Here is a 15,990-nt window from a genome sequence, read left to right as displayed (position 1 = left end):
CAATCCCACAGCCGTCCACACTTCCAGAGATTTGGGAAAGACAGCAAAAAAGCCTCTGAAAAGGTCTGCTTGCAGTCCTTTTCGGAGGCTTATCTGCATCTATCTCGCTTGCGTTATGGAATATACAACACTTGGCCTTCGCTGATGCTCTGATCCGGCAGCCGATTATAGAGTGCAATCTCACGGGGTTGCAGCTGGTAACGGCCTGCGATGACGTCGAGCGTCTCCTCTCGCTGCACGATACAGATGCGTAACTTGCGGAAGGACTGATCCTCGCCCGAACGGCTGAAGAACAGGTTCTTCCATTCGATGTCATCTCCGCTCGATTTGCGCGCTTCCTTCGCAGCCTGTTCGGCCGATTGCTCCGCCGCCGCCCTTGCTTCCTGCTCCCTGCGGCTCGATTGCAGCAGTGACCGGAAGCCGACGCCAGGCGGCTGAGCAACCTCAGCCTCTTCCTCGGCTGGCTTGCCCCCGACCGCGACTTTCAATTTGCGGGCCGACTCGGCTTCGAATGCCGAAATGTCACCAAATTGCTGCGCAGCCGGCGCATCTGCGATATTCGCGGCCAACTGACGACTCCTGGCTTCGCGTTCTGCAGCGTCAGCTATAAACGGATTCTCCGCGGGAGGTCCTGCAATTGCCGCTTCGATCACCTCATCAGGCACCTCGGACTCAATCGCTTGAAGCGCCGCTTCTGCTTCTCGAGCCTCCTCTTCCAACTGCTGCTGCCTCACGATTGCTGCTACGCGAGCGGTCTCCTCTTGCTCGAAAGCCGCCTGCGCCGCTTGGGCCGCCGCATCACGGATAAACGCTTCGTTGTAGGTAGGCGGGCTGCCCGCAGGCTCCCAACCTTCATTACGTATGGCCTGAGGCTCTGCATAACCGGTCTGCTGCTCGAACAACGTTTCGTAATTCGGCACCTCTACTGGATCTCTTTTATGCACAACCGTGAAAGGCTCTTCCCGCTGCCACTCTTCCTGCGGGCTTGACTGTCCTAGCTCAATTCCTTTCAGCGACAGCACACCCGTAATATTGAGCGTTCGCGTTGACAGAAGATCAACGTCGAAGTTATCAATCTCTACGGAGATGTCATCCAGTCGGTGGATGCGATTCATAGGAAGCGTAATTTCGACAGGAATCCAGTGTTCCAATGATTGTTCAGCTAAAGGCTCATCCTGAGCGCGGTATACGCCGGTCAGGAGCAAATGTCCTTTTAACAACACCTGCTCGTCTTGCTGAACGATTCCGATACGGGGGACAAGCTCAATTTCTTCCAGCTCGTCGATTGCCGCTACTTCATCAGGCAAATGAACCCGTTCATAAATGTCAAATCGTAAACCGTTTGACTGACTAGGCACGTTGTCGTCCTCCTTTCCCCTCTCACCAAAGCTTGGTTACAGCTTTCTTCCCTATTTATCTATATGGCAAGGGTCGGGTAGGCATGACTACGATTTTCACAGTGAAGCGTAGCGTTCGCGCACTTCTCGGAACCATTCAGGCTCATCCGCCTGCACCGTCATCTCTTCCGCGCTCCACGGATGGATGAACGTCAGCTGCTCGCCTCGCAGCGCTTGGTGGCGCAGCTTGGCATCACTGCCGCCGTACAGCGTATCGCCAACGAGCGGATGACCGAGGTGACTCAGATGGACACGAATTTGATGCGTTCTTCCGGTCTCCAGCCATAAGCGCACAAGCGTCGCGCGGCGGTACGAAGCAATTACTTCGTAATGCGTGACGGCATGATCGCCGGATGGTGACACACGTCTGCGGGCGCTATGATGGCGGTCTTTGCCGATCGGCTCATCAATAGTTCCTACTGGCTTGCGAAGCACGCCTTGCACTAGGGCGACATACTGCCTGCCTATCGTCTTCTCTCGCATCGCCTCGTCCAGGTGCAGTTGCGCCAGCTCATTTCGCGCATATAGCACTGGTCCAGCCGTATCATCGTCCAGCCGGTGGATATGCTTCGCGGGCTGATGGTCGCCATGTCCGATACCGGCGAGTGCTGCCGCCTCATCAAGAGTTCCGCGCTGGCCGGGTGCATTTGGATGAACCGGCATCCCCGCCGGCTTATCCATAACGAGGCACCAGTCATCTTGAAAAAGCACCTCTGCCTGTGCGCGCTCATTGGACGACCTCACGGCCTCCAATTCCTCTCGCTGCTGCATCGCCATCCGATAAACCGCATCCTTCGCCGGATCTGCCGGAACGAAGGTGCGAAGCCGGATCGTGTCTACGTCCATTTGGATGCCGCCAACTGAGAAAAGGCGATTCAAGTACCGTTCCGGAAACAAACCAAGGGCCAGCAGCCATTGCCGCACATGGTGCGGATGACTCCCGGCCTCTATCTGCTGAACTCCGGCAGGGGCAGCATGGATCGCCAGCTCATTCGCCGACAAGCTCAGCCACTCCCCGCTTCGTTCATATTTTAACAAGCTATGTTCAACCACGGCTCTCAGCTCCTATTAGAGACGGCGAAGCGCCTCATCGTGTGCTTCAATCGTTGCATCAATTGCCGCTTCGTCATGCACGCCAGAGACGAACATGCCTTCAAACTGGGACGGCGCAATGCTAACGCCCAAATCCAACATCGAGGCAAAATACGCTCTGAAGCGCTCCATATCCGCTGTCTTCGCCGTGTCATAGTTGATGACATGCTTCTCTGTGAAGAACGGGCAAACCATGGATCCTACACGGTTAATCGTAGCAGGTACGCCGTGTTTCGAAGCATTCGCCTCAAAGCCGCGCTGCAAGCGAACGCTCATCCGCTCAAGCTGCTCGTACGTTTGAGGTGCAAGCAGGCTAAGCGTCGTATAACCCGCTGCCATCGCAAGCGGATTGCCGGACAACGTCCCAGCTTGATAGATCGGGCCGCTAGGCGCCATCATTTCCATAATTTCGCGTTTGCCGCCGTATGCGCCGACTGGCAGGCCGCCTCCGATGACTTTGCCAAGGCAAGTCAGATCCGGTGTTATGCCATACAAGCCTTGCGCACAGTTGTAATGAACGCGGAAGCCTGTCATCACTTCGTCAAAGATGAGCAAGCTACCATATTGCGTCGTAATGTCGCGCAGCCCTTGCAGGAAGCCAGGTAGAGGCGGAACGACACCCATGTTGCCGGCAATTGGCTCAACGATAATACATGCGATTTGCTCGCCGTACTGTTCGAACGCCAGCTTGATGGCGTTCAGATCATTATAAGGAACGGTAATCGTGTGGGATGCCACACTCTCTGGTACACCAGGGCTGTCAGGCAATCCAAGCGTTGCAACGCCTGATCCTGCCTTGATAAGCAGACTGTCCGCATGACCGTGGTACGAGCCTTCGAACTTCAGAATCTTGCTGCGCTTCGTATAGCCGCGGGCAAGACGCAGTGCGCTCATCGTCGCTTCCGTGCCGGAGTTTACCATACGGACGACTTCGACCGATGGCACCCGATCGCAGACGAGCTCAGCCATCAGCGTCTCGAGCTCCGTTGGAGCGCCGAAGCTTGTCCCTTTCTCAGCCGTCTTCTTGATCGCTTCAATAACCTCTGGATGAGCATGACCCATAATGAGCGGTCCCCACGAACCGACATAGTCGATGTAGCTGTTGCCATCGATGTCGTAGACGCGGTAGCCTTCGCCGCGATCCATATATACCGGTGTTAGTCCAACAGATTTGAAAGCGCGAACCGGAGAGTTAACGCCGCCGGGAATGACCATCTTCGCTTTAGCGAAAGCAGCTTTGGAGCGTTCATCCGACCTTTTCTGATTCTTAACGTTCATTTGTGACACCTGCCTGTTAATTAGTGACAATCATATGGTACACTTCTGTTCGTACAGGCTTTTCTACTATCTTGGCCTGGTACTTCAGATGGAGAGGCTGATTACATTGATCGAACTATTGAAGAACGTACAGCTATTTGAAAGCTTGAACGACGAATTGCTCCATCATATTTTGTCGATCGCGAATAAACAATCGTTTTCTGCCGGAACCGTGCTATTTCAGGAAAATGATCATGGTTCAGCTTTCTATATTCTGCTAAAAGGTTCTGTGAAAATTTATACGCGCAGTACAGCAGGCGAGGAAAAGGTCCTGTCGCTCATCCAAGCTGGCGAGAGCTTTGGCGAATTGTCACTGCTTGACGGCAGGCCGCGTTCGGCTTCCGCACAGACGCTTGAATCGACGACATTGCTTGTTATCGCAGGTAAAGCATTCAATGACCTGCTCCGCAATCAATTTGAGATTACTCGCCATATTATGGCTGAGCTGTGTCGCAGATTGCGCGACACGAACCAGCATGTCTATGACCTGACCTTCGTTGATGCCCGCACCCGCGTGCTTAAGAACGTCATCCTACTTGCTAACCGCCACGGCTCGCGCTCTGGCAACATCATCACAATTAAAGTTGCGCTTAACTTTGACGAGCTCGCTCAGATGGCTGGCGTTACGAAGCAAGCGTTATCCCAGGTGCTTCGCGATCTCGAGGACCGCAACATCCTCAAGTTCGGCTTAAATGAATATAAGCTCGACCTTGCCCGCCTGAACGGCTAGACCGTTCAGGCTTTTTTTACACTCATGCAAAGCCTAGCTTAGTTTCGTTATTCGCCGCGCAGCCAGCGTGCCACATCAAGCGCATGATACGTAATAATGATATCCGCACCCGCACGTTTCATTCCTGTAAGTGTCTCCAGCACAATCGCGCGCTCATCAATCCAGCCGTTAGCCGCAGCAGCTTTCACCATCGAATACTCCGCACTGACATTGTAAGCAACAACCGGCAAGTCAAAAGACTCTTTCAGCATCCGTACAACATCGAGATAAGCAAGCGCAGGCTTCACCATCAGCATGTCCGCGCCTTCGATGATGTCCGCTTCTGCTTCACGAAGCGCTTCACGCGCGTTCGCTGGGTCCATCTGATAAGTCTTACGATCGCCGAACTGTGGTGCGGAGTGAGCCGCATCACGGAACGGTCCGTAGAATGCAGACGCATATTTGACCGAGTAGGACATAATCGGCACAGACTCGAAGCCTGCCGTATCCAGTCCTTCACGGATTGCGCCAACGAAGCCATCCATCATGTTGGATGGCGCAATAATGTCTGCGCCAGCTTCCGCCTGCGAAACAGCCGTCTTCACGAGCAGCTCGAGCGAAGAATCGTTATGAACTTCTGCGCGGCCTGTCCGCTCGTCGTGGTGGATCATGCCGCAGTGGCCGTGATCGGTAAATTGGCAGAGGCACGTATCTGCAACGACGAGCAGCTGTGGCGCCCATTCTTTGATCGCACGCGTCGCTTCTTGCACGATACCGTTATGATCATACGCGGACGAACCGACTGCATCCTTCGTTGCTGGAACGCCGAACAACAGAATCGCTTTGACTCCGCTTGCGACTACTTGATCAATCTCCTGCTTGAGGAGGTCCATCGACAGATGATAGACACCCGGCATCGAGGCGATTTCTTCTTTGATGCCTGTACCGACTGTAACGAACAGCGGATATATCAAATCATCCACCGTTAGTTGTGTCTCGCGCACCAAGCTGCGCAGACCTGCAGTTCCGCGCAATCTGCGGTTTCTTGTAATTGGAAATGCCATGTTAGTATGCTCCCTTCAGCTTGCGATTCATTGCTATTGCATCAATAAGTCCGTCAATCGTAGCATCGATAGGCTGAATCGTTACCGTAAGTCCTGCCTCAGCAGCTGTTTGCGCCGTCACAGGACCAATACATGCTATATCTACGCCTTGCAGCAGCTCTACAGGCTGTTCCACGCCCATACGCCGCAGCACTTCGAGTAAATTCGTAACCGTCGAAGAGCTTGCGAACGTGATAACGTCCACTTTACCTCCCAGCAACAGCTCAAACGTCTCTTCGTCTTGCTCTTCCGCAAGTACCGTCTCGTACACGTCGATCTCGACAGGCGTCAGCCCTCTTGCCCTCAGCTCACGGGGCATCACTTCGCGTGCGAGATCGCCTCGTGGTAACAGCACGCGTTGGCCTTCTATGAGATGCTCATTCAAGCTATCAAGCAGATCCTCTGCTTGGAATTTGACAGGCAGCACATCAACCAGCATGCCGCGCTTCTCCAGCGCTTCTGCTGTCTTCGGACCGACCGCGGCAATACGCGCGCGGTGAAACCGGCGAATATCAATGCGCAGCTTGTTCAGCCAGCTGAAGAAATAATCGACGCCGTTGACGCTCGTGAACATGAGCCACTCATACTGCTCCGCCGCTTGCAGCGCAGCCGTTAGCTCCGCCACCGCCGCATCTCCTGCAGGCTCCCTCATCTCAATAACCGGGAATTCGCAGGCCTCGCCGCCAAGCTCTTCAATCTGTTCGACAAGGTCGCTGCTCTGCGCTCTCGCGCGTGTCACAAGCACGCGCGTGCCGAATAACGGCTTGCGCTCGTACCACATCAGCTTCTCGCGCTGACGCACAACGTCGCCGACGATGATTACCGCCGGCGGCTTGAAGTCCGCCGCTTCCACGATCGCTTCAATTGTCTCGAGCGTCCCCGTTACGGTCCGCTGCTCCACTCGTGTGCCCCAACGAACAAGCGCCACAGGCGTATCCGCAGGTTTGCCATGCTTGATGAGCTGCTCAGCAATGTAGCCGATCTTCGCTACCCCCATCAGGAAGACAAGTGTGCCCGTTGCTAGCGTTACTTTGTCCCAATGAATGGAATGGTCAAGCTTATCCGGACTTTCATGACCCGTAATAATAGATACAGATGAAGCCAAATCGCGATGCGTAACCGGAATGCCCGCATAGGCAGGCACGGCGATTGCAGAGGTAATGCCCGGCACGATATCGAACTCAATACCGTTCTGATACAGCAGCTCCGCCTCTTCGCCAACGCGCCCGAATATAGTTGGATCGCCGCCCTTCAGACGAGCGACGACCTTCCCTTGCAAGGCAAGATCAACAAGCAGTTGGTTAATATCTTCTTGCTTCATCGTATGACGATCTGGAAGCTTGCCGACGTAGACCTTCTCGGCGCCCGGCTTTAGATATTTCAACAATCGTGGACTTGCGAGCCGGTCATAAACGATGACGTCACAAGTAGCTATACATTCTTTTCCCCGAATCGTGATGAGCTTTGGATCGCCTGGACCCGCTCCTACGAGATAGACCTTCCCCTTGCCGCTTCTCTGTAGCACAGTCGCTCATCCCCTAACTTCAGCTAATATACGGTCTGCTCCTCTAGCTTTAAGCAGCGCTGCAGCTTCCAAGCCGAGCGCAACCGGATCATTGCCTTGCAATGTTTCTTTCAGCAGAACGCTGCCGTCAGCCGAGCCGACAATACCGGTCAGTTCCAGCAGCGCGGAACCATCCTCCGCTTCTCCAACGATTGTCGCGTGAGCGCCAATCGGGATTTGGCAGCCGCCGTTCAGGGCGCCAAGGAAGCTGCGCTCAGCCGACACGGCAAGTGCGGTAATCGGATCGTTCAGAAGCGCGAGCAACTCGCGCACTCCAGCGTCGTCTTCGCGGCACTCAATGCCGAGCGCACCTTGACCAACCGCCGGAACACACAGCTCCTCCGAGAGGTATGCCGATATCTTCCCGTCCCAGCTCATTCGGTGCAAGCCTGCAGCTGCAAGTACGATCGCATCGAAGCCTTCTGTCTCCAGCTTCTTAATGCGGGAATCAATATTGCCGCGAATCGACTCGATTTGCAAGTCAGGCCGCGCATTCTTCAATTGGCTGGAGCGGCGCAGGCTGCTTGTGCCCACCTTTGCTCCTTGCGGAAGCTCTTCGAGCGACAAGCCGCCCGCCGAAATCAGGCAATCACGTGGATCAACCCGTTTCGGAACTGCGCCATTCATGAGACCTTCCGGCAGCTCGTAAGGCATGTCCTTCATGCTGTGAACGGCAAGATCGATCTCTTGATCAAACAGCGCCTGCTCGATTTCTTTCACGAAGAGACCTTTACCGCCGACTTTGGACAACGTCACATCAAGAATACGGTCACCCTTCGTCACAATTTTGCGAATTTCAAAATCATACGGAAGCCCGTGCTCTCCACAAATCGCTTTCAACTGATCAATGACTTGGCCTGTTTGTGTTAATGCAAGCGCGCTCTGACGTGTTCCTACAACGATTACACGACGTCCATCTACGATATAAGGCATGTTATTGTCTCCTCTTTGCTGCCTGCTGCAGCCTGCTCATCCACTCATCTATTGGTTCATTGCGATCATACTCCGCCCCAGGAGCAGCAAGCTCTTCCGCAGCCTGGCGTAATATGTTCGTCCTTGCAGTTTCATCTATCACTTCGCCTTGCACATGCTCGCGCAGCAGCCGCAGCCGCTCCACAAGCTCCTTATAAGCAGCGCCATACCGCCCCGCTAGCTGCTTCTTCAATAGGCTTGTTAATGCCGGACTAGCGCCGCCAGTCGTCACTGCGATCAGCAGCTCGCCCCGTCTGATTGCAGATGGCGTAATGAAATGACCGGATTCGCCCAGATCGGCGACATTGACGAGCGCCCCGCAGCTCTCGCCGTAGGCTGCAATTCTCCCATTCACTTCCCGTGAATCGGTCGCTGCGAATAGAAGAAAAGCCTCGTGCAGGTCTTGTTCTATGTATTCCCGTTGCACAAGGCCGATACACCCGCTATTCGCGAGCATCTTCAGTTCTTCAGTTATATGAGGCGCGATGACAATAACCTCGTCTGCCCCGCCATCTAATAGGCTGCGAACCTTACGCTCCGCAACTGCTCCGCCGCCAACGACGACGCAGCGCCGGCCATGAAGCCTCACCATCATCGGATAATAATCTCTCATTTCCCTGGCGATACGCTCCTTTCACAAGCACTGACTTTGAAGCTGCCTACCTTTTCCTTATGACCAGCTGTGAAAATTAGATGCCTCGTTCATAAATACATTCAGCAGCAGAACAGCATAGCTAATTAAATTGAATCTGGCAAACTTCCGACCTGCGCCATCAAACCATTGATGCTTCATCACATTCCAGATATAAAGCGCAAGCGCTACGAATGATGTCAGCACCTTCAGATCAAGAAGTAAGCCGTAACGGCCTTCAACCAAGATGGATGCTACCGCTATCGCGAGCGATAGCATGAGCAGCGGCGTACCAACCAGTGATACCCGGAACATGAAACGATCCGCTACATCGAGGCTCGGCATGCGCTGCATCTGCTTTGTCCATTGCTTCCCCTTCAGCCTTCTGAACAAGAATAGGTACATTCCTGAGAAAATAGCGCTCAGCGTAAACGCCGTATACGCTAGAATCATCAGAATAACATGAAGAATAAGCATGTCATGCGCAAGCTCCCACCTCTCCATGGAGGCGCCTGAGCCGATACCGAACAAATTGATCGTCAAGACCGCAAATCCGATTACATTGACGAAGAAGACGATAAGCTCCATTCGAAAAAAACGGCTCATCACCAAAGAAACCGTGATAAGCAGCCAAGAGAAGAGGAGCAAATATTCAAACAATGACATAAAGGTCATGTCCAGGTGCGATATGATTCGATGAACAATGAAGCCAGTCTGCAGCACCCAGACGAAAATAAGCAGCCCTGTTCCCAATTGTTTCGCTTGCCGATTTCGATCAACGAAATCGGAGAAGTAAAACAGAAGGCTCAGGGCATAGACGTACAGGATTCCATCATAAAACCAGTTTTGGGTAACCATAGGCGCCTCCGCAAACTTTGAACAACTTATCTTGTAATCGCCGCAATCGAGCCTTTGCCAAGCGAAGGCAACATATCTTTGGCAGCAGATTTGATTTCGCTTTGCACTGCAGCCTTCTGCTGCATAGCTTTGTTCTCGTTCTCGGTTTGATCTAGCGTATCTTCAAGCGCGAATAACTTCACGAACAGGTCCATCGCTTCATCAGCCTTCTTCTCGCCGGCCATTTCTTTAATGCGAAGGATCGGGTCATGCATCATTTGGTTCACGATGCTTTTGGTTAGCTTATGAATGATCTTAAGCTCCCGCTCACCAAGGTCTGGCAGCTTGTTCGCCAAGCTGTCCATCGTCTCTGAGTGGATATCCGCGGCTTTCGTCTGCAGCGCCCGGATGAGAGGTGCGACACCAAGCGTCTTATACCAAGTGCGGTAAGCGTCAAGCTCAGCTTCAATAAGAACATCAATCTTGGCAGCCTCTACGCGGCGCTGCTCCATATTGCTCTCTACGATCCCTTCAAGATCGTCGATATCATACAAGAATACGTTATCGACCGACGCAATCGCTGGATCAAGGTCACGCGGAACTGCAATATCAATCATGAACAGCGGGCGCGACTTACGCTTATGCATTGCTGCAGCCACTTGCTCACGCATAATGACGTAACCTTCAGAACCCGTTGAGCTAATTACAATATCCGTCTCATGTAAACGCGCTATCGCGTCTGCCATTGAGAGTGGCGTTCCGTTAAACTTATCAGCAAGCTGTACCGCACGATCGTAGGTCCGGTTTACAACAAAGACGCGGCTTGCACCGTTCGCATATAGATGCTTCGCAGTTAGCTCGCTCATTTTTCCGGCTCCAACAATCATAATCGTCTTCCCACCAAATTGGCCGAAAATCCGTTTGCCAAGCTCTACAGCCGCGTAGCTGACTGAAACTGCTGTTTCACCGATAGCTGTATCGGAGTGCGCCTTCTTCGCAAGCGTAACAGCTTGCTTGAAGATCGAGTTGAACAGCGTGCCCGTTGTTTTGTATTCCTGCGCAAGTGCAAATGCGCTCTTAATTTGACCTAAAATTTGCGTCTCGCCAATGACCATGGAATCAAGACCGCAAGTAACACGGAACAGATGATCGATCGCTTTCTCATCTTCATACATATATAAATCCGAGGTAAACTGCTGTCTCGGCGTATTAAACCATTTCTCCATAAAGCTGCGAATATAATGGCCACAAAGCGTTGGTCGATCAACAACAGCATAGAGCTCTGTCCGGTTACAGGTCGCTACGATGACACATTCCATAATGCTCTTCGTTTGTTTCAGCTGCTTCAAAGCATCTGGCAAATCTCGCTCGGAGAATGTAAAGCGTTCCCTGACTTCAACAGGAGCTGTCCGATAATTCAGCCCGACAACGATAATGTGCATGCGCGTTCACCTGCCCTTCGACATCATTTTTCATCATTTAGTATAGCACAGTAAGGCGAGCTATACCCCTGCAATTATGAAAATTATTTGAAAATCTCACTTGTTTTCACACAACAATCTCATCTCCCACAATGCTGTATCCATATTTCGAAATCGACAAAAAAATACTTCCCCCTATTCGCATTACGCGAATCGAAGAAAGTATTTGTTGTACGACTGCTTATTTAATAATAATGCTACACAAGCTCTACTTGCTTCATGTCAGCTTCAACCACTTGCAGCTCACCCATACCGCGAACAAGCTTCTTAGCGTGCATTACTTTTGGTTTCAATACAGACATCATGTAGTCGATCGCGAGTTGCGGATCAACTGTTTCTCCACATGTATAACAATCAAGAGCAGCGAACCCTCTCTCAGGATACGTGTGAATGGAAAGATGACTTTCTGATAGCAGTACGAGCACAGTTGCTCCTTGTGGTTCGAATTGTTGTGCCTGTACCGAAAGTACGGTGGCACCGCAAGCTTCAGCAGCTTCTACCATTTGGGCTTGTAAAAATTCCGCGTTGTTGAGCTTGTCAAAATCTACACCCCAAGTATCAACAGCAACGTGTCTTCCGAAAGTTGAATATTCCATCTCTCGGTTCCCCCTTCCTAGGAATAAAATGTTTTGTAATTTCATCCGCTAGGACCTACGTCATTCACTGCCCGAGGGACTTTCCGCTCGCAACATTACCATGTCCTGAGTGAATCCTGGTTCCTAATTGTCATTGCAACGAAAATAAAAATAACATCTATCGCCCAGAAATGCAACTGTTTTTTTTGGCATAATTGTTTGGACCATGCCCGCGAAAATTCCACTTTTCAACGTATGTTCGAAATGAATGGTTGGTGTGCGCCCTTACTCGTCCATAAGCAATAAAAAAAGCCGCATTTCTGCGGCCTTTCACAAATACATATTGTAAAATTATTAAGCTTCTAGCTTAAACAAGTTACGGGAATACTGGGCTAAACGCTCATCAATAATAGCAATTTGCTCTCTATCTTTGCACTGATTACGCAAATCAAGCAACTGATTGATCCCGCCGCGTACGACTTCGATCTCTTTCTCAACATCCATAATGCGAAAAGCTGCTTCGAGCTGGCCAATCGTGTCTTTGAATTCAAAGACGACTCTTGATTCACCACCGCGAATTTCGACAATTTTGCGAACAGTTCCTTCGGTATAATGATAGGTCATCATATAGTTCGGATAAATGCGGTTGACGACTGCATCGCCGCGGAATACGGATACCGCTTTGCGCATGGCGTTCGTTAACTTCGGATGCATGATGCGGCATGTGAGCGCACAAACGAATTGATCTTGCTCACGCTCGAATGTAAGGCGGACTTCTTCTTGTCCTGCGTCGTCTTCGAGAACCACCTCGTGATTGCCGTTTTCGAGTACCCTCACCTGTTGTTTAATGTGCTGGTCTTCAAAAAACCGGACAAATCCCGCCATCTCTTCAGCCGTTAATTGCAGAGAAGCATTGACATATTCTGTGGCTATCCGCTGAGCCATAAAAATCTCCTCAATTCTTTAAAGTAACGCATTTGTAAATCTTCTTGCTTACCTATATTATACCCGATCGAAAAGGTTTATTCCTGTCAGCCAGCCGCGATATTCTCGCATATTTCTGAATAATCAAGGAGATTTTACGAAGAGTCACCGCTTTTATGCGTTATCCTCGCTTTTCGAGTGAAACTTCTGCTGTTTCTTCCGCTTCTTCAGCTTCTGCAGCCGTTTCCTCAATCGTTTCATTAATTAAAGCCCATAGCTCGTCACGACCAAGCCCTGTCTCTGAGGAGAAGAGTACATGGCGGTCAGCCGGATGGAAGCTGAGGGATGTCTTAATCATCTTCACATGCTTGTCCCACTTGCTCTTCGGGATCTTATCTGCCTTCGTCGTTACTATGCAAACGGGAATTTCATAATGCTTCAGCCAATCGTACATGAGAATGTCGTCCTTGGACGGCTCATGACGGATATCAATGATGAGCAGCACCATGCGAAGCGGCTCGCGGTCGTTCAAGAAAGTCTCAATCATTGTTCCGAATTGTTGACGCTGTACCTTCGATACTTTGGCATAACCATAACCGGGAAAATCGACGAGATATAAACGCTCGTTCACACGGTAGTAGTTGAGCTGCTGCGTCTTACCTGGCTGCGCGCTCGTTCTCGCTAGCCCTTTGCGATTAATCATCTTGTTAATGAGCGATGATTTGCCGACGTTGGAACGCCCTGCCAGAGCGAACTCTGGCATGGCATCCACAGGATATTGATCTGGTCTTACGGCACTGATGATGAATTCAACGTTAGTAATTTTCACTTGTCGTAACCTGCTTTCTTTAAAACATAACAACGTGTAGGTTTCACCCTACACGCCTAGCATATATTTCACCGCGAAACTTAAGCTTTTACCACCGGAGGGCGGTATCAGCCGTTTACACTTAATGCGTTTCCACCGGCGCCTCTGCCTGCGCTTCATGAAGCGCGTGCTTCAGCACCTCGTCCATGGAGCTGACTGGGACAAACTCCAGCTCTTCCTTCACGCTGTCCGGGATATCGCGCAGATCACGCTCATTCTCCTTCGGAATAAGCACTTTCCGGATGCCGGCGCGGTGCGCGGCGAGCGATTTCTCCTTCAGCCCGCCAATCGGAAGCACGCGTCCACGGAGCGTAATCTCACCCGTCATCGCTACTTCCTTATTCACATAACGGTTCGTCAGCGCAGAGATAAGTGCTGTCGCCATCGTAATGCCTGCGGATGGACCATCCTTCGGAATCGCGCCTTCGGGAATATGAATATGAATATCGTTCTTCTCATGGAATTTCGGATCGATGCCGAGCTCTTCTGCGCGTGAACGCGTATAACTGAACGCCGCCTGCGCCGATTCCTTCATGACATCGCCGAGTTTGCCGGTTAGTGTCAGCTTGCCGCTGCCCGGCAGCACCGTCACCTCTATGACTAGCGTATCGCCGCCAACCTCGGTCCAGGCGAGGCCGGTAACCGCCCCGATCTGATCCTCTGATTCCGCCATGCCATATCGGAACTTCGCTGGTCCAAGCCATTCCTTCACTTTCGCAGCATCGACGTCAATCGACTCCGTGCCCGCTTCCGTTACGATCGTCTTCGCTGCTTTACGGCAAAGCGCGGCGATTTGCTGCTCCAAGTTGCGGACGCCAGACTCACGCGTATATTCACGAATTACTTGCTGTAGGCTGTCATCGCCAAGCAACAGCTGTTCATCCTGCAAGCCGTGCTCGCGCTTCTGCTTCGGCAGTAAGTATCGCTTAGCGATTTGGAGCTTCTCAAGCTCGGTATAGCCCGGAATATAGAGCACTTCCATCCGGTCAAGCAGCGGTCTTGGAATATTATGAATCGCATTGGCCGTCGTCACGAACATAACATTCGACAGGTCAAATGGCACTTCGATGAAGTGATCGCTGAACGTGCTGTTCTGCTCCGGATCAAGCACTTCGAGCAATGCGGAAGCCGGATCGCCACGGAAGTCCATCGCCATCTTGTCAATCTCATCCAGCAGAAATACCGGATTGAGCGAGCCTGCTGTCTTCATCCCTTGAATGATACGTCCCGGCATTGCGCCGACATATGTACGGCGATGACCGCGAATTTCCGCTTCATCCCTTACGCCGCCGAGCGAGATGCGAACGAATTCGCGATTCAGCGACTTCGCAATGGAGCGTGCAATCGATGTTTTACCGACACCAGGAGGACCGACAAGGCAGAGAATTGGACCTTTCAGCTTCTTCACAAGCTGCTGGACCGCCAAATACTCAAGAACGCGCTCCTTCGGTTTCTCCAGCCCATAATGATCTTCGTTCAAAATGCCTTCCGCCCGGTTCACATCGAGGTCATCCTCGGTCCTCTTGTTCCAAGGCAAAGAGAGTAGCCAATCAATATAATTGCGGATGACACCGCCTTCTGCTGAAGTCGATGGCATCTTCTCGAGCCGGTCGATTTCTTTCTCGACCTTCTCCTTTACTTTCTCGGGAATGCCGGATTCGGCCATCTGCGTCCGAAGCTCTTCCGCTTCGCCTGCACGGCCTTCTTTCTCGCCAAGCTCTTTCTGAATCGCCTTCATCTGCTCGCGCAAATAATATTCCTTCTGCGTCTTCTCCATCTGCTTCTTGACGCGCTGGCTAATCTTTCGTTCGAGCTCCAGCACTTCGCGCTCATTATTCAGAATGTCGAGCAGACGCTCCAGCCGTTCGCGCACATCAATCGTCTCAAGGATATCTTGCTTATCCTTAATTTTGAGCGACAGGTGACTGGAGATGACATCGGCAAGCCGCCCTGGCTCATCAATGTCAGATACAGCCGCGAGAGTCTCCGGCGTCACCTTCTTGGACAAGTTGATGTAATGCTCGAACTGGTTCAGAACCGTACGCATGAGCGCATCAATCTCCGGATCGGTCGATTCCGACTCCGGCAGCTCCTTAATCGACACTTCATAGAAATCCTCATTCGGCAAATAATCGACGATCTCTGCTCGAACGACGCCTTCCACGAGCACACGAATCGTACCGTTTGGCAGCTTGAGCATCTGTCGCACCCGCGCTACCGTGCCCACACGGAAAATATCTTCCTGTGTCGGCTCCTCAATATTCACTTCGGACTGCGAACATAACAAAATCATATGATCGTCCAGCATTGCGCGATCAAGCGCCCGTACTGATTTCTCCCTGCCCACATCTAAATGCAGCACCATGCTGGGGTATACAAGCAGCCCCCGTAGCGGCAGCAGGGGCAAGCGACGACCTTTCCATTTAGCAGGTCCCATTCCAGCACCTCCGTCTTGAAGCTTACGTCTCTAACTTAGAAGGCCGGGTGTCAATCGGCCTAAAGTTTTAGAGCTTTTATCCA

At 51.8% G+C, this 15,990-nt stretch carries 14 protein-coding genes; 1 reads left to right on the top strand and 13 read right to left on the bottom strand.

Features of this window, described 5'->3' with window-relative positions; translation table 11 throughout:
- Positions 1 to 113: 113 nt before the first annotated feature.
- The 3 genes from BMY11_RS02315 to hemL all read right to left on the bottom strand — a co-directional run bounded on the left by BMY11_RS02315 (position 114) and on the right by hemL (position 3,767).
- Positions 114 to 1,358 carry a LysM peptidoglycan-binding domain-containing protein gene (locus tag BMY11_RS02315; RefSeq protein ID WP_090572850.1) on the bottom strand — a complete coding sequence of 415 codons (1,245 nt, stop codon included), beginning with the start codon at positions 1,356 to 1,358 and terminating at the stop codon, positions 114 to 116.
- 96 nt (positions 1,359 to 1,454) lie between these two features.
- Positions 1,455 to 2,450: an RluA family pseudouridine synthase gene (locus BMY11_RS02310; RefSeq protein WP_256217265.1), complete on the bottom strand. Its 996-nt coding sequence runs from the start codon at positions 2,448 to 2,450 to the stop codon at positions 1,455 to 1,457.
- 15 nt (positions 2,451 to 2,465) lie between these two features.
- Entirely contained in the window at positions 2,466 to 3,767 is a 1,302-nt protein-coding gene (gene hemL / locus BMY11_RS02305) for a glutamate-1-semialdehyde 2,1-aminomutase (RefSeq protein ID WP_090572849.1), read from the bottom strand.
- 106 nt (positions 3,768 to 3,873) lie between these two features.
- On the opposite strand from hemL, the gene BMY11_RS02300 reads away from it, so the two are divergent.
- A complete protein-coding gene (locus BMY11_RS02300) occupies positions 3,874 to 4,536 on the top strand; it encodes a Crp/Fnr family transcriptional regulator (protein ID WP_177182462.1) in 663 nt (220 codons plus the stop codon).
- A 47-nt stretch (positions 4,537 to 4,583) separates the two neighbouring features.
- Here BMY11_RS02300 and hemB read toward each other — a convergent pair whose 3' ends face one another.
- From hemB to lon, 10 genes are all read right to left on the bottom strand, one after another.
- Positions 4,584 to 5,579, bottom strand: a complete 996-nt coding sequence (gene hemB, locus BMY11_RS02295) for a porphobilinogen synthase (RefSeq protein ID WP_090572847.1) — start codon at positions 5,577 to 5,579, stop codon at positions 4,584 to 4,586.
- Position 5,580: 1 nt separating this feature from the next.
- Positions 5,581 to 7,143 carry a uroporphyrinogen-III C-methyltransferase gene (gene cobA / locus BMY11_RS02290; protein WP_090572846.1) on the bottom strand — a complete coding sequence of 521 codons (1,563 nt, stop codon included), beginning with the start codon at positions 7,141 to 7,143 and terminating at the stop codon, positions 5,581 to 5,583.
- A gap of 6 nt (positions 7,144 to 7,149) precedes the next feature.
- Positions 7,150 to 8,115 (bottom strand): hydroxymethylbilane synthase, encoded by a 966-nt coding sequence (gene hemC, locus BMY11_RS02285; protein WP_090572845.1) that lies wholly within the window; start codon positions 8,113 to 8,115, stop codon positions 7,150 to 7,152.
- 1 nt (position 8,116) lies between these two features.
- Entirely contained in the window at positions 8,117 to 8,767 is a 651-nt protein-coding gene (locus tag BMY11_RS02280; RefSeq protein WP_090572844.1) for a precorrin-2 dehydrogenase/sirohydrochlorin ferrochelatase family protein, read from the bottom strand.
- A 57-nt stretch (positions 8,768 to 8,824) separates the two neighbouring features.
- Positions 8,825 to 9,643: a cytochrome C assembly family protein gene (locus tag BMY11_RS02275; RefSeq protein WP_090572843.1), complete on the bottom strand. Its 819-nt coding sequence runs from the start codon at positions 9,641 to 9,643 to the stop codon at positions 8,825 to 8,827.
- Positions 9,644 to 9,669: 26 nt separating this feature from the next.
- The gene (gene hemA / locus BMY11_RS02270; RefSeq protein WP_090572842.1) at positions 9,670 to 11,064 is read right to left on the bottom strand and encodes a glutamyl-tRNA reductase; all 1,395 of its coding nucleotides are present in this window, start codon (positions 11,062 to 11,064) and stop codon (positions 9,670 to 9,672) included.
- Positions 11,065 to 11,300: 236 nt separating this feature from the next.
- Complete coding sequence (speD, locus tag BMY11_RS02265; protein ID WP_090572841.1) at positions 11,301 to 11,699, bottom strand: adenosylmethionine decarboxylase; 399 nt, start codon at positions 11,697 to 11,699, stop codon at positions 11,301 to 11,303.
- Between the two features lie 333 nt (positions 11,700 to 12,032).
- Positions 12,033 to 12,623 (bottom strand): non-ribosomal peptide synthetase module, encoded by a 591-nt coding sequence (locus BMY11_RS02260; protein ID WP_090572840.1) that lies wholly within the window; start codon positions 12,621 to 12,623, stop codon positions 12,033 to 12,035.
- Positions 12,624 to 12,783: 160 nt separating this feature from the next.
- Positions 12,784 to 13,431, bottom strand: coding sequence for a ribosome biogenesis GTP-binding protein YihA/YsxC (yihA, locus tag BMY11_RS02255; protein ID WP_090572839.1), 648 nt, complete (start codon positions 13,429 to 13,431; stop codon positions 12,784 to 12,786).
- Positions 13,432 to 13,552: 121 nt separating this feature from the next.
- A complete protein-coding gene (gene lon, locus BMY11_RS02250; protein ID WP_090572838.1) occupies positions 13,553 to 15,907 on the bottom strand; it encodes an endopeptidase La in 2,355 nt (784 codons plus the stop codon).
- Between the last annotated feature and the right edge of the window lie 83 nt (positions 15,908 to 15,990).

The organism is Paenibacillus sp. OV219 (genome assembly GCF_900110075.1).
Taxonomy (GTDB): domain Bacteria; phylum Bacillota; class Bacilli; order Paenibacillales; family Paenibacillaceae; genus Paenibacillus_Z.
Note: the sequence above shows the minus strand (reverse complement) of the source record. Positions and strands in the feature narration are given on the sequence as shown.